17 protein-coding genes are annotated in these 19,884 nt (G+C 57.1%); 10 read left to right on the top strand and 7 right to left on the bottom strand.

Annotation, left to right across the window (positions count from 1 at the left end; translation table 11 throughout):
* Positions 1-198: 198 nt before the first annotated feature.
* From purL to HKX44_RS05945, 3 genes are all read right to left on the bottom strand, one after another.
* The gene (purL, locus tag HKX44_RS05955; protein ID WP_276150358.1) at positions 199-2,358 is read right to left on the bottom strand and encodes a phosphoribosylformylglycinamidine synthase subunit PurL; all 2,160 of its coding nucleotides are present in this window, start codon (positions 2,356-2,358) and stop codon (positions 199-201) included.
* Between the two features lie 149 nt (positions 2,359-2,507).
* Positions 2,508-3,038 (bottom strand): PRC-barrel domain-containing protein, encoded by a 531-nt coding sequence (locus HKX44_RS05950; protein WP_276150357.1) that lies wholly within the window; start codon positions 3,036-3,038, stop codon positions 2,508-2,510.
* 769 nt (positions 3,039-3,807) lie between these two features.
* Complete coding sequence (locus HKX44_RS05945) at positions 3,808-4,704, bottom strand: LysR family transcriptional regulator (RefSeq protein WP_276150356.1); 897 nt, start codon at positions 4,702-4,704, stop codon at positions 3,808-3,810.
* A 192-nt stretch (positions 4,705-4,896) separates the two neighbouring features.
* Between HKX44_RS05945 and HKX44_RS05940 the strand changes: the two genes are divergently transcribed.
* The 10 genes from HKX44_RS05940 (at position 4,897) to HKX44_RS05895 (ending at position 16,221) form a co-directional block, all read left to right on the top strand.
* Complete coding sequence (locus HKX44_RS05940) at positions 4,897-8,313, top strand: indolepyruvate ferredoxin oxidoreductase family protein (protein ID WP_276150355.1); 3,417 nt, start codon at positions 4,897-4,899, stop codon at positions 8,311-8,313.
* Between the two features lie 78 nt (positions 8,314-8,391).
* Entirely contained in the window at positions 8,392-9,270 is an 879-nt protein-coding gene (locus tag HKX44_RS05935; protein ID WP_276150354.1) for a lysophospholipid acyltransferase family protein, read from the top strand.
* Between the two features lie 15 nt (positions 9,271-9,285).
* On the top strand, positions 9,286-10,095 hold the full coding sequence (locus tag HKX44_RS05930; RefSeq protein WP_276150353.1) for an aspartate/glutamate racemase family protein: 810 nt from the start codon (positions 9,286-9,288) through the stop codon (positions 10,093-10,095).
* Between the two features lie 37 nt (positions 10,096-10,132).
* On the top strand, positions 10,133-11,158 hold the full coding sequence (argC, locus tag HKX44_RS05925; protein ID WP_276150352.1) for an N-acetyl-gamma-glutamyl-phosphate reductase: 1,026 nt from the start codon (positions 10,133-10,135) through the stop codon (positions 11,156-11,158).
* A 5-nt stretch (positions 11,159-11,163) separates the two neighbouring features.
* Positions 11,164-11,607, top strand: a complete 444-nt coding sequence (gene ccmE, locus HKX44_RS05920; protein ID WP_276150819.1) for a cytochrome c maturation protein CcmE — start codon at positions 11,164-11,166, stop codon at positions 11,605-11,607.
* A 74-nt stretch (positions 11,608-11,681) separates the two neighbouring features.
* Complete coding sequence (locus tag HKX44_RS05915) at positions 11,682-12,293, top strand: holin-associated N-acetylmuramidase (protein WP_276150351.1); 612 nt, start codon at positions 11,682-11,684, stop codon at positions 12,291-12,293.
* Entirely contained in the window at positions 12,284-12,859 is a 576-nt protein-coding gene (locus HKX44_RS05910) for a holin family protein (protein WP_276150350.1), read from the top strand. Before HKX44_RS05915 ends, HKX44_RS05910 begins: the two co-directional genes overlap by 10 nt.
* Before the next feature lie 72 nt (positions 12,860-12,931).
* Entirely contained in the window at positions 12,932-14,902 is a 1,971-nt protein-coding gene (locus HKX44_RS05905) for a heme lyase CcmF/NrfE family subunit (protein ID WP_276150349.1), read from the top strand.
* Positions 14,899-15,351: a cytochrome c-type biogenesis protein gene (locus tag HKX44_RS05900; RefSeq protein WP_276150348.1), complete on the top strand. Its 453-nt coding sequence runs from the start codon at positions 14,899-14,901 to the stop codon at positions 15,349-15,351. The genes HKX44_RS05905 and HKX44_RS05900 overlap by 4 nt, the downstream gene beginning before the upstream one ends.
* A gap of 93 nt (positions 15,352-15,444) precedes the next feature.
* Positions 15,445-16,221 carry an enoyl-CoA hydratase-related protein gene (locus HKX44_RS05895; protein WP_276150347.1) on the top strand — a complete coding sequence of 259 codons (777 nt, stop codon included), beginning with the start codon at positions 15,445-15,447 and terminating at the stop codon, positions 16,219-16,221.
* 61 nt (positions 16,222-16,282) lie between these two features.
* Here the strand turns inward: HKX44_RS05895 and HKX44_RS05890 are convergent, their stop codons facing one another.
* The 4 genes from HKX44_RS05890 to gltX form a co-directional block, all read right to left on the bottom strand.
* Complete coding sequence (locus HKX44_RS05890; RefSeq protein WP_276150346.1) at positions 16,283-16,582, bottom strand: hypothetical protein; 300 nt, start codon at positions 16,580-16,582, stop codon at positions 16,283-16,285.
* Positions 16,579-16,713: a hypothetical protein gene (locus tag HKX44_RS05885; RefSeq protein ID WP_276150345.1), complete on the bottom strand. Its 135-nt coding sequence runs from the start codon at positions 16,711-16,713 to the stop codon at positions 16,579-16,581. The genes HKX44_RS05890 and HKX44_RS05885 overlap by 4 nt, the downstream gene beginning before the upstream one ends.
* A gap of 340 nt (positions 16,714-17,053) precedes the next feature.
* Positions 17,054-18,349: a citrate synthase gene (locus HKX44_RS05880; protein WP_276150344.1), complete on the bottom strand. Its 1,296-nt coding sequence runs from the start codon at positions 18,347-18,349 to the stop codon at positions 17,054-17,056.
* A gap of 119 nt (positions 18,350-18,468) precedes the next feature.
* On the bottom strand, positions 18,469-19,869 hold the full coding sequence (gltX, locus tag HKX44_RS05875; RefSeq protein WP_276150343.1) for a glutamate--tRNA ligase: 1,401 nt from the start codon (positions 19,867-19,869) through the stop codon (positions 18,469-18,471).
* Positions 19,870-19,884: the final 15 nt, after the last annotated feature.

The raw sequence follows: 19,884 nt of genomic DNA, 5'->3' as shown, positions 1-19,884 counted from the left end.
AGAAAAGGCGCTGCGGGCTCACCAAAACCAAATGGTCTCCAAGCCGCCCTTGCGCCATCCCTGCCTGACAGAGCATCGTGCCCCCGCCAAGACCAATAGCCGTCTCCCGCAAGCGGGGCCCTCGGCGATTGATCTTGGCAGAACCCCGCTGCCCCGTCCGCCCGGTATAACGCAAGGGCGGCTCCGAAACCAGGTGGTTTAGACAAAGGTTGCTTCGAACGTGCCGCGGTAGAGGGCGGAAAGTTCGCCAAGAGGTGCGCCAACTCCGCCCATAGTGACATCGTTGCCGCCGAACTTGCCCATGGTGGTCAGGGTCAACCCTGCTGCTGTGGCGGCAATCATCAGAGCCTCTGCCTGATCGAAGTTGCAGGCGATGAGATAGCGCGCCTGATCTTCGCCGAACAGGGTTGGCGTATCAGCTGCGTCGAGGGTGACGCCGACGTCGGCGGTTTCGGCCAGCTCAAAGGCTGCCAGTGCAAGGCCGCCATCGCTGAGGTCGGTACAGGCTTTGATCATTTCGCGGTTGGCACGGATGAAATCGCCATGGGCTTTTTCCAAAGCAAGGTCGACCGCAGGTGCGTCGCCCTCATCGCGGCCAAAGACGGTTGCCAGCAGGGCAGATTGTCCAAGGTGGCCTGTGGTTTCCCCCAGCACCAGCGCCACATGGCCCTCGCGCACGTCACAACCGATGATGTGATCGGGATGTTCGATCAGCCCCACAGCGCCAATCGTCGGGGTGGGCAGGATGCCGGTACCATCGGTTTCGTTATAAAGCGAGACGTTGCCCGACACGATGGGCATGTCCAATGCGGAAACCGCTTCGCCGATGCCTTTGATTGCACCGACGAACTGGCCCATGATTTGCGGTTTTTCGGGGTTGCCGAAGTTCATGTTATCCGTTGTCGCCAGTGGCTTGGCACCTACAGCGGTCAAGTTGCGATAGGCTTCGGCAACGGCTTGTTTGCCGCCCTCAATCGGGTTTGCCTTGACGTAGCGTGGTGTCACGTCTGAGGTGAAGGCGATGGATTTTTCTGTGCCATGCACCCGGATGATCCCAGCGCCAATGCCGGGCGTGCGCGCGGAATCGCCCATCACCATGGTGTCATATTGTTCGAACACCCAGTTCTTGGCAGCGTAATTCACATCCGAGATCAGCGCCTTAAGCCCGTCAATCGGGTCAATGCCGGGGACGTCAGCAAGCGGTTCGGCTGCGGGCGTTTCGACCCAGGGGCGGTCGTATTCCGGGGCGGTTGAGGCGAGTTTGCTCAGCGGCAGGTCCGCCTTGAGTTCCCCGTTCAGCATGATCAGGAAGCGGTCTTCGGCCAGTGTTTCGCCAACGATGGCAAAATCAAGGTCCCATTTGTCGAAGACGGCTTTGGCTTCGGCCTCAAGTTCGGGTTTCAGGACCATCAACATGCGTTCCTGAGACTCTGATAGCATCATTTCATAAGCGGTCATGTTCAGCTCGCGGGTCGGCACCTTTTCAAGGTCCAGACGCACGCCGAGCCCGCCTTTGTCGCCCATTTCCACCGCAGAACAAGTCAGGCCGGCGGCCCCCATATCCTGAATAGAGATTACGGCACCGGTGGCCATCAGTTCCAGCGTTGCTTCCATCAGGCGTTTTTCGGTGAAGGGGTCACCAACTTGGACTGTGGGGCGCTTTTCCTCGATTGTGTCGTCGAATTCAGCCGAGGCCATGGTTGCACCGCCGACGCCGTCGCGGCCCGTTTTGGCCCCGAGGTAGACAACAGGCATCCCAACACCAGAAGCTGCCGAGTAGAAGATCTTGTCCGCGTCTGCCAGGCCGGCTGCGAAAGCATTGACCAGACAGTTGCCGTCATAGGCCGTATCAAACCGCACTTCGCCACCAACGGTTGGCACGCCGAAGCAATTGCCGTAGCCGCCAACGCCGGCCACAACACCATGCACCAGCTGGCGGGTTTTTGGGTGATCGGGGCGGCCAAAGCTGAGCGAGTTCATTGCCGCAATGGGGCGCGCGCCCATGGTAAATACGTCACGCAAAATGCCGCCGACCCCGGTCGCGGCCCCTTGGTAGGGCTCGATATAGCTGGGATGGTTATGCGATTCCATTTTGAAGACCAGCGCCTGACCGTCACCAATATCCACGATGCCGGCGTTTTCGCCAGGGCCGCAGATGACTTGCGGGCCTTCCGTGGGCAGGGTGCGCAGCCATTTCTTCGAAGACTTATAGGAACAGTGTTCGTTCCACATCGCTGAAAAGATGCCCATTTCCGTATAGTTCGGATCGCGGCCAAGGATATTCTTGACCTCGGCGAATTCGTCGGCGGTGAATCCGTGAGCGGCGATCAGTTCATCGGTGATGGCAGGTTCTTGCATACGGTTTGTCCCCTTGGCGCTGATGCTGCGGTTCTTAGTGCAAGCGTGCAGAAGGGGGAAGGGGGCAGCCGGAACCAGATACAAAAAGACCGCACCCCTTTCGGGATGCGGTCTGCGCCAGCTGCACGTGCCGGCAAATTTCGCGCTGCTTACATCACGATGACAGTTGTGCGTGACTCGTCATCCGCTTTCGAGCCGTCCTGCGCTTGCAGATACAGGTTGTCCTCTGACGTATCGATGAAAATCTTGCCTTCTTTCAATACGATGCTGTCCGGCAATAGGGTGATCACCAGATTATCGGCGTCGATCTTTGTGTCGTCGTTCAGATCGACTTCAAGGTTTGGATTGCCCTGACCGTCGATTGTCACATCTTCGATCATGCCCAGAACTTTGCCGTCACTGGTTTTGAACTCTGCACCGATCGCGGCGTTCAATGCGTCGTACTGTTGTTGCGTCATTGCCATACGTGTCGGATCATATTCGGATTCGCCAATGCCAAAACGCTTGCTTGCCAAATCGCCGGAGGTTGGCGTTGAACCCACCACATTGGCGTTGCCACCTTCAGTGACTGCTGGAGAATTGCCCTGCAAGTCGCTTGCAGCATTTTCGGCAGCAAAGGCGAAAGAGGTTGTCACCAGCGTTGCAATGGCTGTTGTTGTCGCGAGAATTGAACGTGTCATTTCATCTTCCTTTCGTATCAATAGCTCCGCAGTTGCTGCGGTCTTGGACATTCAACAGGCAGCCGGTGGGAAAAGTTCCAAAATTTATTGGAATTCTAGGGCCTGTGGACAATCATCCTGCCGCACTGGCGCGAAACCCCTTTTGCCGCTGGCGAGCCGAATTGACCGCGTCGCGTAGCGATTTCGCCCAAATTGCCCAGTTCTGCGTTAAGAAAGCTGGAATTAACCCGTTAGTCCTGCGCTTTCTTGTCTGGAACTGAGCAATTTGGGACTGAAATCAGTGCGGCAGGATGATTGTCCACAGGCCCTAAAGCGTACCGCCTTTAACCTGAGCCATCACATATCGCTTTTGCGTTCGACCAAAGGGAGAGGCAGCGAAAGCGATTCATGTTTAAGGTGGGGCGCTCTAGGTGGCACTTCGACGTATCTAACTGTTTTGTTTTGGGAATGTTCTCATCTGACAATTCCGACCTGGGCGTGTCTTATGGTTTAGATTGCGAAATAGAGCAGAGCGAATGCGGCCTGCTTTGATGCAAGAGGCCAACATGCAGCGCTATCCTTGCAGGGGGCAAATGGCCTCGCCGGACCAAATGGCCAAAAAAAAGGCCGAGCGCAAAGCTCGGCCAAGTCCAACAGGGAGGTATAAAGAAACAACCTTGCGGTCGTTAACTCTATACCGATGAAGTAAGTGGCGAAGTGCCCCCGATCAAGTCATGAACGCTTAATTCACGTCATATCCGATATGTGTTTTACGCATACCTTTCGAAACTTACAAATCTTTCAATCTCTTACGGTAGCTGATGATTTCGTCTTGAACAAAATCCTTGAACGCAGAAACCCGCTTTGATTGGCGCAGTTCAGCGGGGTACGCCAGAAAAACAGGCACATCTGCTGATTGTACTTCCGGAAGGACTTGAACAAGTTCGGGGAAATCCTCGGTCAAATAGTTAGGCAAGATACCGATTCCAAGGTCATGCAGCACACCTTGCAGCACGCCGAAATAGTTGTTTACGGTCAGTAGAGACCGGACCTCATTCATCATCACTTGCTGGATCAGGGTTACACCCGCACCAACCTGATCGCTTTCCGTATTCTGGCAGATCAGCCGATGCGCGTGCATCCCCTCAACGGTCGCAGGAATGCCGTTGGCCTCAATGTAGGCAGGCGAGGCGTAGAGGCACATTTTGATCATCATCAGCTTTTTGCGGATCAAATCGGCCTGCGAGGGTTCTTTCATACGGATCGCGACATCCGCTTCGCGCATTGGCAGGTCCAGCACCCGTTCCTCAAGCATCAGATCAACCCTGAGGTCTGGAAATTTCTCATAGAGTTTTGGCAGGCGCGGTGCCAACCACAGGGTACCGAAACCGGTGGTCGTGGTGACGCGCAATTCGCCGAATACTTCTTCTTCGCTGTCACGAATTCGCGCAGAAGCGGTGTCCAGACGTTTTGTCATGGCGCTTGTGGCATCAAATAACAATTCGCCTTGTTCTGTCAGGATCAGACCGCGGGCGTGGCGGTGGAACAGGTTTGTGTTCAGCTGTTCTTCCAGGCCGCGAATCTGTCGGGAAACCGCGGATTGTGACAGGTTCAGCTTGTCCCCCGCATGGGTGAGGGAACCGGCATCTGCGACAGCGTGAAAAATCCTTAGCTTGTCCCAATCCATTTGATTTTGTCCCCTATTGGCACCGTCGGCACATGCCCGGATTGGGCAGTTTGTATCCTATAGTGCCCCCGCAGGCATAGGGGGAAGGGGAATAATAGCGGCAGAAGTTCAGAAAATCCTATATACAGGTCAGCATTTATGACCTATAATTGACAAAACTGCCGCCAGATCATCGCACCGAGGGAGAACGCCATGACCAGCCAGAAGATTTCACTTAACGACCGATTTGATTTGGAGAGGTCAACCGTCCTACTGAACGGCACGCAGGCGTTGGTGCGGATGATGTTGATGCAATCTGCGCGCGACCGGGCGGCGGGGTTGAACACCGCCGGTCTGGTAACAGGGTATCGCGGATCGCCTCTTGGGGCGGTGGATTTGCAGATGTCCAAGGCCGAGAAGGTGTTGCGCGCCCATGAGGTTACGTTTCAGGCGGGGTTGAACGAGGATCTGGCGGCAACATCGCTTTGGGGGTCGCAACAGGCGGAGCTGCGCGGTGAAGGGAAGTACGACGGTGTTTTTGGTCTGTGGTACGGCAAGGGACCGGGGGTTGACCGTTCCGGTGATGTGATGCGCCACGCGAATATGGCCGGCAGCTCTGTCCATGGTGGTGTGTTGATGGCGATGGGGGATGACCATACCGGCGAATCCTCGACCGTGCTGCACCAGTCCGAATGGGCCATGGTCGATGCCTATATGCCGGTGGTCAGCCCGGCAGGCGTGCAGGAGATCCTTGACTACGGCATCTATGGTTGGGCGTTGTCGCGGTTCTCGGGGTTGTGGGTTGGCCTGAAGACAATGAAGGACACGGTTGAAGCCACCAGTGTGGTCAACGGTGATCCGAACCGGATGCAGCTGATCACACCGGAGTTTGACATGCCCGAAGGCGGGTTGAACATCCGGTTGGGGGATACCCCACATGATCAAGAAGCCCGGATGATTGATTACAAGCGCTACGCCGCCGAAGCGTTCAGCCATGCCAACAAGATGGACAAGCGCGTCTGGGGTAAACCCGGTGCCAAGATCGGTTTTGTTGCTGCGGGTAAGAACTGGCTGGATTTGATCCACGCCATGAGCTTGTTGAACATTGACGAAAACGAAGCGGAGCGCCTTGGGCTATCACTCTATAAGGTTGGCCAGACCTTTCCGCTGGACATGCGCGGCTTTCATGATTTTGCCGAAGGGCTTGATCTGGTGGTTGTGGTTGAGGAAAAGCGCAAGCTGATTGAGGTACAGATCAAAGAGGCGTTGTTCTCAGATCAGCACCGTCGGGTTTACGGCTGGTACAAGGGCGGTGGCGCGGGCCTTGAACATGGCGAAGAGCTGTTTCCGACCCGGGGTGCGCTTGACCCCATCTATATCGCGCAAAAGCTTGGCGAAATTCTGATTGAAGAAGGCCGCGATACCGACGGGCTTAAGGCGGGGATGGCGGCCCTTGATGAGGCGCGCCGTGCGGACAACGCAGAGGATATCGCTGCGCGGATGCCGTATTTCTGTTCCGGCTGTCCACATAACTCATCTACCAAGGTGCCCGATGGCAGCCGCGCCTATGCCGGGATCGGTTGCCACTATATGGTGCAGTGGATGGACCGAGAAACCACCGGATTTACCCATATGGGCGGCGAGGGGGCGAACTGGATCGGCGAGGCACCGTTTTCCACCCGCAAACATGTGTTCCAGAACCTTGGGGACGGCACCTATAACCACTCGGGGGTACAGGCGATCCGTGCGGCCCTCGCGGCGGGAACCAATATCACCTATAAAATTCTCTATAATGATGCGGTCGCCATGACCGGTGGTCAGAACAACGAGGGGGATTTGGACGCCCCCCGGATCGTGGCCGAGTTGCAGGCCATGGGGGTAAAGAACCTTGCCGTTGTCTATGACGAGAAAGAGGACGTTGATGCCGCTGCTTTCAAGGGGGTAGCGATGCATGAACGTGCCATGCTGGAAACGGTGCAAAAGGATTTTGCCACCAAGGAAGGCGTGAGCGCGATTGTCTATATCCAGACCTGCGCGGCCGAGAAACGCCGGCGTCGCAAGCGGGGGCTGTTCCCTGATCCTGACAAGCGGTTGTTTATCAATACCGATGTCTGTGAAGGCTGTGGTGATTGCGGCGTGCAATCCAACTGTGTGTCGCTTGTGCCGGCAGAAACCGAATTGGGGCGTAAACGCGCGATTGATCAATCCTCCTGCAACAAGGATTTCTCCTGTATTAACGGCTTCTGCCCGTCCTTTGTGACGCTGGAAGGCGCAAATGTGCGCAAAGATCCGACCACTGAAATTAAAATCCCCGATCTGCCAATGCCAGAGCTGCCACTGATCGATGGCACCTATAACGTGGTGATCACCGGTGTTGGTGGGACCGGTGTTGTGACCATCGGCGCATTGATGGCGCAGGCGGCGCAACTGGACGGTAAAGGCGCTGGCATGATGGAGATGGCCGGCCTTGCCCAGAAGGGGGGCGCAGTGCATATCCATTGCCGTCTGGCAAATGATCCCGCGGATATTTCAGCCATCCGCGTGGCCACAGGCGAAGCCCATGCCCTTATCGGGGGGGATCTGGTGGTCTCTGCCGGTTCCAAGACGCTGGGCCTGACCCAAGGCGGGCGCACGGGCGCGGTTGTGAATTCGCATCAGATCATTACCGGCGATTTCACCCGCGATACAGAGTTCCAGATGCCTTATGACCGTCTGACCCTGGCGCTTGAAGCGCGGCTGAAGGAAGGGGTGACCTTGTTTGATGCCTCCGAACTGGCCAAGGCCGCATTGGGGGATTCAATTTTCTCGAACATGATGGTTCTGGGGGGGGCATGGCAGAAAGGGCTGCTGCCGCTGTCACTGGAGGCTATGCAAGAAGCGATCCGCCTGAACGGCGCTGCGGTAGAGCGCAATCTGCGGGCTTTTGATATCGGGCGCTGGGCAGCGCTGTATCCTGAGGATGCACAGCGTGTGTCAGAGCCCAAGGTGATGGCATTGCCCAAAACGCTGGAGGACCGGATTGCCTTCCGGATGGATCATCTGACGCAGTATCAGGGCAAACGTCTGGCCAAACGCTATGCCAAGCTGGTCAATAGCATTGGGGATGACACGGTGAAGGCTGCGGTGGCCGAAGGTTACCACAAACTGCTGTCTTACAAAGACGAATACGAGGTGGCGCGTCTGTTGCTGAAAAGCCGAGAACAGGCACAGGCAGAGTTTGAGGGTGATTTCAAAATGTCCTTTAACCTGGCGCCGCCCCTGATGTCGAAAACCGGCCCCAATGGCCGCCCGATGAAACGTGAATTTGGTCCATGGCTTGAGCGCCCCTTGCGGATTATGGCGCGGATGAAAGGGCTGCGTGGTACGCCGCTGGATGTCTTCGGCTATACGGCAGAACGCAAGATGGAGCGCGCTCTGATCAAGCAATATGAGACAGATCTTGCCGAGGCGCTGGGCCTGTTGACCGATCAGACCCGTGAGGCGATTGTCGCCTTGGCTGAATTGCCCAAACAGATCAGAGGCTTCGGCCCGGTCAAGCAAGCTGCAGAGGCCAAGGCAGCAAAACGCCGTGAGGAACTGTTGAGCGTGATCCGTGCTGGCGGCCCACAGGTGGCCAAAGCGGCGGAATAGCCGGAGGCGGCAGGCAGTAATGTTGGTGTTACAAATCTGCTCTAGGGGAGGGGAAAGCCGTCCCTTGGAGCAGATTTAGTGCCGTCCACAACCAGCCGCGCAGCGGACCTCAGCTATGCATCAAGTGCTGCCAGTAGATCGGGCAAGATGCTGATCCGGTTGATGGAGAATACCACAGGCCGGTTGCAATTGATTAATCGCGCCAAAGGCTACGAAGAGGATCTGCGTTCCGGCAGCAGTTTTTTCGAGGTCATGTCGCGGCGGTACGGGCTGAGCCTTGAAGTGGTGGGCGGCAGATTGGATTTGATCCCGCGACAGGGGCCGGTAATCTTTATTGCCAATCACCCTTATGGCATCCTTGACGGATTGATGCTGGGCCATTTGATGGAACGCACACGCAGCGATTTCAGGATCATGGCCAATGCGGTGTTTAACCGCGCGGCCGATCTGAACCCGTATTTGCTGCCAATCAGTTTCGAAACAGATAAGGCGGCCTTGGCCCTGAACCTTGCGACACGGCGCAAGGCGCTGGGCTTGCTGGCGCAGGGTGGTGCCGTGGGGGTGTTTCCGGGCGGCACGGTCAGTACTGCTGCGACGCCGTTTTCCCGCCCAATGGACCCGTGTTGGCGCAGTTTCACCGCCCGCATGATTGCCAAGTCGCGCGCCACTGTGGTGCCAGTCTATTTTGATGGCCATACCAGTCGCCTGTTCCAGATTGCCAGCCATCTGCACCCGAATCTGCGTATGGGATTGTTGATCAAGGAGTTCCGCAAACGCGTTGATAGGCCAGTGCGGGTGGTCATCGGCCAGCCCCTGGAACGTACCGTATTGGACCCAATTGCCGCAGATGCAAAAGCCATGATGGATTTTCTGCGCAAAGCCACCTATGAGTTGTCGCCAGAGCCATTGGTTACAACCGAACTTGGCTTTGAATTTGAGGAACATCATCGCGCCTGAAAGGGCTGGAGCAACATGGCAATTGGCATTTTCGACAGTGGATTGGGCGGTTTGACCGTTCTACAGGCCGTGCAGGAGCGGCTGCCGGAGGTAGAGTTTGTTTACCTCGCTGACAGTGCGCATGCGCCTTATGGGGTGCGCACGGCGGATGATATCTACGCACTGACAACAGCGGCAACGCAGCGTCTGTTTGATGCCGGTTGTGATCTGGTCATCCTCGCCTGCAACACCGCCTCGGCCGCAGCCCTGCGCCGGATGCAGGAGGCATGGGTGCCAGAGGACAAGCGTGTTCTGGGGGTTTTTGTACCGCTTATTGAGGCGCTGACAGAACGGCAGTGGGGTGACAATTCGCCGCCCCGCGAAGTGGCGGTAAAACATGTGGCGCTGTTTGCGACACCTGCCACCGTGTCCAGTCGCGCTTTCCAGCGGGAACTGGCGTTTCGCGCCATCGGTGTCGATGTCGAGGCGCAGGCCTGTGGTGGGGTTGTTGATGCGATCGAGGATGGTGACTATATCCTGGCCGAAGCTTTGGTACGCAGTCATGTAGATGCTTTGAAACGCAAGATGCCCGACCCGAATGCCGCCATTCTGGGCTGTACCCATTATCCGCTGATGCAAGAGATTTTTCAGTCTGCTTTGGGCGAAGATGTCAGCGTCTATAGTCAGGCTGATCTGGTGGCGGAAAGCCTTGCGGATTACATCGCGCGCCATCCTGACAAGCTGGGCACAGGGGAAACGGCCTATCTGACAACGGGTGATCCGGCCAGGGTGTCCTCTCGCGCGACACAGTTTTTGCGACGACCAATCAGCTTCACTGCCGCCTGATTTTCGCTTAAACGAACCCCAACAAGGGACCAAGAACATGTATAATATCGCCATTCTGGGTGCGTCCGGTTACACTGGCGCAGAGTTAATCCGGCTGATTGCCGGCCATTCATCTATGCAAATCAAAGCTTTGGGGGGAAACTCCAAGGCAGGACAGGCAATGGCCGATGTCTTCCCGCATCTGCGTCATCTGGATTTACCCAAGCTTGTGACAATCGACGATATTGATTTTTCGCAGATCGACCTTTGCTTTTGCGCCTTGCCGCATAAGACCTCGCAGGAGGTGATTGCCAAGCTTCCCGGTGACCTCAAAATCGTGGACCTATCGGCGGATTTCCGGCTGCGTGATCCGGAAGCCTATGAAAAATGGTACGGCAACCCGCATTCGGCTTTGGCACAACAAGGCGAGGCGGTGTACGGGCTGACCGAGTTCTATCGGGAAGAGATCAAAGGCGCGCGTCTGGTGGCCGGAACAGGTTGTAATGCGGCGACTGGGCAGCTTGCCTTGCGGCCTTTGATTGCGGCGGGGCTGATCGATCTGGATGAGATCATTTTGGATTTGAAATGCGCCGTGTCAGGGGCAGGGCGGTCGCTTAAGGAAAACCTGCTGCACGCGGAGTTGTCCGAAGGGTATCATGCTTATGCTGTTGGCGGGACGCACCGGCATCTGGGCGAGTTTGATCAGGAGTTTAGTGCTGTGGCGGGCCGGCCCGTTAAGGTGCAGTTTACGCCACATCTGGTGCCGGCAAACCGGGGCATTCTGGCGACATGTTACGTCAAAGGGGACGCGCAGGCGATCCATGCAGAGTTGCAAAAAACCTATGCCGATGAACCCTTTGTCGAGGTGTTGCCCTTGGGCGAAGCCCCCAGCACGCGGCACATTCGCGGATCGAACTTCTGTCATGTCGGTGTCGTACAAGACCGCATTGCCGGGCGCGCAATTGTTGTGGCCGCCCTTGATAACCTGACAAAAGGTAGCAGCGGGCAGGCATTGCAGAATGCCAATCTGATGTTAGGTATAGCGGAGACCGAGGGGCTGATGATGGCCCCGCTATTTCCGTGAGCGGCATGAAAAGCCTTAAGAAACAAAGACGTATTCAAGTTATCGCTCTGGCAGTTGTGGCCTTGATCGGCTCAACCGCCTTGATAGGCTATGCGATGCGCGACGGGATCAACTTCTTCCGTGCCCCGTCGCAAGTGATTGCGGAACCGCCTGCGGCCTCTGAAGTGTTCCGTATCGGGGGCTTGGTCGAAGAGGGCACCCTGGTGCGTGGTGAGAGCGAAACGGTAAGTTTCAGTGTGACGGATGGCGGCGCAACAGTGCCGGTGACTTATCGCGGTGTGTTGCCTGACCTGTTTGAAGAAGGACAGGGTATGGTGGGCACGGGGCGTTACATCAACGGTGTCTTCGAAGCGACTGAGATACTTGCCAAACATGATGAAACATACATGCCCAAAGAGGTCGTGGATGCGCTGAAGGAACAGGGCGTCTATGTAGAGCCCGACAGCTGACACCGGTCGCTGCGTCCTGATCTTGTTAACCAATTTCTGCGCTTCTCACCGCGAACAACGGTGAGGGCAGTGGCATGGTGTCGGTCAGGGAAATTGCAGAGGAAATCATCGCCCGCGAGGGGGGCTTTGTGAATGATCCGGATGATCCGGGCGGGGCGACGAACTTTGGTGTGACGATCCATACCATGCGCCGCCTTGGCGTTGATTTGAACCGGGACGGGCTGGTCGATGTTCGCGATGTCAAAGCGTTAAGCCGGCGACAGGCGGTCGATATCTTCATCGAACATTACTTTGACAAGCCGCGGATCGGGGACCTGCCAAAGCCGCTACAGCCTTCGGTATTTGACATGTATGTCAACGCCGGTTCGAACGCGATCCGTATCCTGCAACAGCTTTTACGCGCCATGGAGATCAACGTGATCGTCGACGGCGTGCTGGGCCCGCAGAGCATTGCCGCCGCGCGACAGGCCATGGCGGCAGCACCGGATCATCTGGTGGACGCCTACGGCATTGCGCGGCGCAACTATTATTTTCGTCTGGCGGACAAACGAGTGGCCAGTCGGAAATATGCGCGCACAAGGGCCGGCGGCAAGGGCGGCTGGATCAAACGCGCGGAAGAGTTCATCGCCCCCAGTTACCACCTGAGCGCGCAGGCCTTTCAACAAAGGGTATCAGCATGGGATTGATCGAACGGGTGTTAACGATGGTGTTTGGCGGGCAGTCCAATGTGCTGCGCGACACGGTCGAGGTGTTTCGCGAAAACGCCGAAGCAGGGGCGCAGCGTAGTGCCGACGTGCAAGGGCAGGCGATGCAGCAGTTTGGTAGCGAATTTATGGTGCCCCGGCGCGGGATGTTTGACCGCTTCATGGACGGAGTGAACCGGTTGCCGCGTCCGGCATTGGCTCTGGGGACGCTGGGGTTGTTCGTCTCTGCGATGGTTGCACCCTTATGGTTTGCCGAGCGGATGCAGGGAATTGCGCTGGTACCAGAGCCGTTGTGGTGGCTCTTGGGGGTGATCGTGTCGTTCTATTTCGGGGCCCGCCATCAGGTCAAAGTGCAGGAGTTCCAGCGCGAGATTGTCGGCTCTGTCTCACGGGTGCCGAAGGTTCTGCATAACATTTCTGAGATTCGGGCACTGGGTGCGGCAAGTGTTTCTGTGGCTGACACCGCGCCGGATGCACAGTTGCTGACGGCTGCAGTCGCGCCGACCGGTAACGCGGCACTGGAGGCATGGAAGCGCACAGGGGGCTGACTGCGACGCTTTGGCGCCTGCGCATGGTGAATTGACGTAGCAGCGGGCGCAAATGCCGCCTATATTCGCGGCATGATTACAGAACTCGGACATTTCGCCCTTATCCTCGCGGCCCTTGTTGCCATTGTGCAAATGGTGGTGCCATTAATTGGTGTCCGCAAACACTGGTCGGGGTGGATGGCCGTTGCCGAACCTGCTGCGGGGGCACAGTTTGCTCTGACGGCCTTGGCCTTTGGGGCCTTGATGTGGGCGTTCATCGTGTCGGATTTCTCTTTGCAGGTGGTCTGGGCCAACAGCCATTCCGCCAAACCGATGCTCTATAAGATCAGCGGAACATGGGGCAATCACGAAGGGTCAATGTTGCTTTGGGTACTGATTGTGACCCTGTTTGGCGCAATGGCGGCGTGGTTTGGCGGCAACTTGCCACCGACGTTGCGGGCGCGGGTGTTAAGCGTGCAGGCGGCGATTGCTGTCGCCTTTTTCGGCTTTATCCTATTCACTTCCAACCCTTTCTTGCGCCTGCAAACGCCCCCTTTTGACGGGCAGGACCTGAACCCTTTGTTGCAAGATCCTGGGCTCGCATTCCACCCGCCGTTTCTTTATCTCGGCTATGTCGGCCTGAGCATGACCTTCAGCTTTGCCGTGGCGGCATTGATGGAGGGGCGTATAGATGCGGCATGGGGCCGTTGGGTGCGGCCCTGGACATTGGCGGCCTGGATATTCCTGACCATCGGCATCGCGTTGGGCTCTTGGTGGGCCTATTACGAATTGGGTTGGGGCGGTTTCTGGTTCTGGGATCCGGTTGAAAACGCTTCCTTTATGCCGTGGCTTCTGGCGGCTGCGCTGCTTCACTCTGCTATTGTGGTCGAGAAACGCGAAGCGCTGAAAAGCTGGACCATCCTTTTGGCGATCCTTGCTTTCGGGTTTTCTTTGATCGGTACATTTATTGTGCGTTCGGGGCTGCTGACGTCGGTACATGCTTTCGCAAATGATCCGGAGCGTGGCATCTGGATTTTGCTGATCCTCGGATTTTTCATGGGCGGTGCCTTGGTGCTGTTCACGCTGCGGGCTGGCGCGATGGAAGCCAAAGGGGTGTTTGCCCTTGCCAGCCGCGAATCCGCGTTGGTGGTGAATAACATGTTGCTGGCCGTTGCCTGTTTTGTGGTTTTTGTTGGCACAATGTGGCCGCTGGTGGCCGAGATGTTTTTTGACCGCAAACTGAGTGTAGGGCCACCGTTCTTTAACGCGGCCTTTACGCCCTTCATGGTGGCGCTTGGGGTCATTTTGCCGGTCGGGTCGGTGATGCCGTGGAAAAGGGCGAATCTTTTCAAGGCAATGCGCCCTTTCCGTTATGTGTTTCTCTTGGCGCTGGCCGTTGGTGGATTAACCTATGCGATGCAGTCCGGTCGCAGCCTGATCGGGCCGATTGGCCTGTTTTTAGGCGCTTGGCTGGTGATGGGCGTTGTTGTTGAGCTGGTGCAACGCACCGGGCGCGGGCCAGACCGGCTGCGCCGCTTGGCGCGTTTACCGCGTGCTGATTGGGGCAAGGCAACGGCGCATGCAGGGCTAGGGGTCACCATGGCCGGTATTGCAGGGCTGACCGCCTGGACGCAGGACGACATCCGCGCGGTGCAGATGAACCAGCCGTGGAACGTTGGCAAATACGAACTGACCCTGACGGATGTGCAAGAAGTGCGCGGGCCGAATTACCTGTCGACAATGGGGGTGCTGACCCTGCGTGACGGGGGGGGATTTGTCGCCGAATTGCGCCCCGAAAAACGGTTTTATCCGGTTGCCCAAATGCCCACCACAGAAGCCGGGATCGACTATGACCTGATCCGGGATGTTTATGTGGTGATTGGGGATCAACAAGATAATGGCGGCTGGACTGTGCGCACCTATATCAAACCAATGACCAACTGGATCTGGATCGGCGCGGCGTTGATGGCGTTGGGCGGCTTGCTCAGCTTGACCGATCGACGGTTCCGTGTGGCTGCCGGTGCCTCCGGCAAGCGGTCTCCGGCGCAGGTGCCAGCACAATGAAACACCTTGTTCTGCTGTTTATGCTGGCGGCTTCGCCGCTTTGGGCGGTTCAGCCTGACGAAATCCTTGACGATCCGGTGCTGGAGCAACGGGCGCGGGACCTGTCCAAGGGGCTGCGTTGTCTGGTGTGCCAGAACGAAAGTATCGACGAAAGCAATGCCACCCTTGCACGTGATCTGCGCCTGCTAGTGCGGGAACGTCTGGTCGCCGGGGACAGCGACACTGAAGCGGTGGATTTCATCGTGGCGCGTTATGGCGAATTTGTTTTGCTTAATCCGCCTGCCAGCGGGGCTAACTGGTTGCTTTGGGGGGCGGGGCCGCTGATGTTACTGCTGGCTGGCGGCGTCGGCATTGCCTATCTGAGGGGACGGGCGCGGGGGCGTCCGGGCAGCGATCAACCGTTGAGCGAGGCGGAACAGGCGCGGTTGGACGATATTCTGGGGCGCTGAGCCCGTAAATCTGCGGATGACGTCCGGTTTCGCTGGTGACCTGCACCTGCTTTGGTAACACTGTGCAAAATTGCCCAAAAAGGACGCTCGATTATGGACTATCAGACCATCACCTATACCGTTGAGAACGACATTGCGCTTATTACCCTGTCGCGCGCCGATAAGATGAATGCGCTGACGACGCAGATGCGGGCAGAGATTGCCCATGCTGCGACGCAGGGCGGCAAGGATGGTCGGGTACTGGTCATCACTGGTGAAGGGCGGGCGTTTTGTTCCGGGCAGGACCTTGGCGATAGCACGGGCGGCTCTTCCATGGACATGGAGCGCACATTGCGAGACGAATATGCGCCGATGCTGCGCGCCATTGTGAACTGTCCGGTGCCTACAATTGCGGCGGTTAACGGACCAGCGGCAGGGGCGGGTGCAAACCTTGCACTGGCAGCGGATGTCGTTATCGCAACGGAATCGGCCTATTTCCTTCAGGCCTTTACACGCATTGGCCTGATCCCGGATGCCGGTGGTACCTATGTGTTGCCCCGTTCCATGGGAACGGCCAAAGCCATGGGGGCCGCCTTGTTTGCCGATAAGATCAGCGCCCGTCAGGCCGACGATTGGGGCATGATCTGGGAGGCGGTGCCAGACGCAGAGTTTGACGCCAACTGGCGTGGCAAGGCGGCGCATTTGGCTGCGGGGCCAACGATTGCATATAGCGAAGTGAAAAACGTGATCCGGGGCGCGTGGGACAACACTTTTGAAGAGCAGCTAACACTGGAAGGTCAGGCGCAGGGCGTTTGCGGCCAGTCGCGCGACTTTAAAGAAGGGGTTTTGGCCTTTATCGAAAAACGCCCGGCGACCTTCGAAGGACGTTAAGTCCGAGGCCTATACATAGGCGTGGCTGTCCCGACCTGTAGCGGCGGGACAGCTATTTCGGCTAGATCGAACGTTCGACCAAAAGCACGTCTTCGGCGCAAACAGCAGGGCCGGCGGCCCGTGCAATGACCGCCACCGCGACGCCGTCTGCCAGCACCGTGTGTACAGAACCCGAGACCTGTTTGATGGTGATCTCTGGCGGTGTTTCACCCTTGTTATAGACCACTGCGACTTGATCACAGTCATGCATGGTATCGGGCACAAATGCCCCTTGCGGGGCAAGCGGGCTGTTCTGCTTGGCCGACATCAGTCCTGTCGCATTTTCCCAGCGCAACGCGCCGCCATAGATATCGCGGCTCATGTGTCATTACTCCGGTTAATGCTGCGTTTGATGCGGGCCTGTACCCGTGCTGAGCGCCGCGCGTCATAGCTGCGCAGGGCAATGTCGGTAATGATTAAACAAGACAAAATCACGGTTAACGCAACAAACATGGGGCTTCCTTCGATGTGTTAATGGCACGCTAACGGCAGCGCACAGCAAGCGTCAATGACAGGGCATGGATTGTCGTGGGGGGCGAAACAATGCCTTCATTGTGCCTTATTTCAGGTCGTTCCGTTTCGATCCCAGCAATTGCTGGTGAAACAATTCTCGGGATTTCCGCCTATTTCCACGCCTAAAATGGGATTCGTATCAAAATGATTCGGATCGTAAATGCGGCAGGTCTGCCATAATTTAACCGCGCCGAGGCGGATTTGTTGCCGCTTGGTAAACAGCCAAACGTAAAAACGCCCCGGACGAAGCGGGGCGTTTCAGAATTAAATATAAAGCGGATCAGCGGTTTTCGATGTCCACGTAATCGCGGCTTGTCTCGCCCAGATACAGCTGGCGCGGGCGGCCGATTTTGTTCTGTGGATCCGCGATCATTTCTTTCCACTGCGAAATCCAGCCAACGGTGCGCGACAGCGCAAAGATCGGGGTGAACATCGAGGTCGGGAAGCCCATCGCCTCCAGAATGACGCCGGAATAGAAGTCCACGTTCGGGAACAGCTTCTTTTCCGCAAAGTACGGATCGGCAAGCGCTGCTTTCTCCAGTTCTTTTGCGACCTGAAGGACGGGGTTGTTTTCAACACCAAGCAGTTCCAGAACCTCGTCTGCGCTCTCCTTCATCACGGTGGCACGCGGGTCGTGGTTTTTGTAAACGCGGTGACCAAAGCCCATCAGGCGGAACGGATCATTCTTGTCCTTGGCGCGGGCGATGAATTCGGGAATGCGGTCGGGCGTGCCGATTTCCTTGAGCATTTCAAGGCAGGCTTGGTTGGCACCACCATGCGCGGGGCCCCAAAGGCAGGCAATACCCGCCGCGATACAGGCAAAGGGGTTCGCGCCCGAGGACGAGGCCAGACGCACTGTCGAGGTTGATGCATTCTGCTCGTGATCCGCATGAAGGGTAAAGATGCGGTCCATCGCGCGGCTGAGGATCGGGTCAACAACGTAATCCTCGGCAGGGACGCCGAAACACATACGCAGGAAGTTGGAGGCATAATCCAGATCGTTGCGCGGATATTCGAAAGGCTGGCCGATGGTGTACTTATAGGCCATCGCCGCGATGGTCGGCATTTTGGCGATCAGGCGGATCGTTGCGACCTCGCGCTGCCATTCGTCTGTGATATCGGTGCTGTCGTGGTAAAATGCTGACATTGCGCCAACAACGCCAACCATAATCGCCATCGGGTGGGCGTCACGGCGGAACCCGCGGAACAGATACATCATCTGTTCGTGCAGCATCGTGTGGTTGGTCACGCGGCTTTCGAAATCTTCCAGCTCTGCGGGGGAGGGCAGCTCACCGTAAAGCAGCAGGTAACATACTTCGAGATAGTGAGATTTGCCTGCCAACTGGTCAATCGGATAACCACGATGCAGCAATACACCTTCTTCGCCATCAATAAAGGTGATCCTGCTGTCGCATGCGGCAGTCGAGGTAAAGCCGGGATCATAGGTAAAGACATCGGCTTGCGCATAAAGCTTGCGGATGTCGATCACGTCGGGGCCGGCTGTCGGCGAGAATATGGGAAGATCGTAGGTCTTGCCATCAATGGTCAGCGTTGCGGATTTCGTACTCTCTGTCATGCGGTCCCTTTCGTCCGGTTGGCAGCAGGCTTTCTGCCTGCTGTCTGGGGCTTGGCCCGTCAAAAGGGGCCATTCCATCTCTTATCTTCCTGCCCTGTTGAGAAGTGGTTAACCGCTTCTCAACCCGCAGCGTCACCCAATCGGGCGAGGGTCTCATCGTGCCCCAACACAAGCATCATGTCATAAACAGATGGGGTTACGGCGCGCCCTGCAAGTGCCGCCCGAAGGGGCCCCGCGAGTTTTCCGAATTTGGTGTCTTTCGCAGCCGCAAAGCTGTTCATCACCTCTTCCAGTGTTTCTTTGTCCCAGCTAACATTTTGCAACTGCGGCGTCAATTCGCTCAGCATACCACGGGATACATTGTCGAGATTTTTGGTGGCCTTCTCATCAGGCGCGATTGGTCGGGATGTTAGGACAAAATGTGCTTTTTCAAGGAGTTCCGGCAAGGTCTTTGCCCGTTCTTTTAGGCAATAGAGCGCCTTTTCAAATCCTTCACTTTGTTGCGGGGTAAGGGCGGGCCGGCCCGCGGCCTCTAAAAATGCCTCACATTCGCGCCGCAACGCAGCGTCACTTGTGGTTGCAATGTGCTGCCCACAGATATTTTCCAGCTTTTTCAGGTCAAATTGTGCCGGGCTTTTGCGGATGCCATTCAGGTCAAACCACTCAAGTGCCTGTGCATCTGTGAAAAATTCGTCGTCGCCGTGGCTCCAACCCAGGCGGGCCAGATAATTGCGCATTCCAGCAGCGGGATAGCCCATGACCTGATATTCCTGCGCGCCCAATGCGCCGTGACGTTTGCTCAGCTTTTTGCCGTCATCGCCATGGATCAGTGGGATATGCGCCCAAACAGGTACATCCCAGCCCATTGCGTCATAGATCATCATCTGGCGTGCGGCATTGTTCAGGTGGTCATCTCCGCGTACCACATGTGTCACTCCCATATCATGATCGTCCACAACAACAGCCAGCATGTAAACAGGGGTGCCATCCGAACGTAACAGAACCATGTCATCAAGGGTGCTGTTCTGGATCGTCACGTCGCCCTGAACCTCGTCGCGGATCACAGTGGTGCCGCTCTGTGGGGCTTTGATGCGCACCACGTAAGGCGCGTCGGGGTGATCCGCGGCGTCCGCATCGCGCCATGGCGAATGATAAAGCGTGCTTTTGCCTTCGGCCTTGGCCGCGTCACGATAGGCGCTGATTTCTTCCTGTGTGGCGAAACACTTATAGGCCTTGCCCTGTGCCAACAGGTCCAGCGCCACTTCGGCGTGGCGGGGGGCATTGTCGAACTGGCTTACGATGTCGCCATCATGGTCCAGCCCCAGCCATGCCATGCCTTGCATGATCGCTGCGGTGGCTTCGGGGGTGGACCGTGCGCGGTCGGTGTCTTCGATACGCAACAGGAACTGGCCGCCGCGGCCACGGGCATAGAGCCAGTTGAACAGAGCGGTCCGCGCACCGCCAATATGCAGAAATCCGGTGGGGGACGGGGCGAAACGGGTGACAACGGGGGTGGTCATGGCGGTCTTTCCTTA

This window comes from Sulfitobacter sp. M05 (assembly GCF_029285175.1).
In the GTDB taxonomy this organism is placed as follows: domain Bacteria; phylum Pseudomonadota; class Alphaproteobacteria; order Rhodobacterales; family Rhodobacteraceae; genus Sulfitobacter.
Note: the sequence above shows the minus strand (reverse complement) of the source record. Positions and strands in the feature narration are given on the sequence as shown.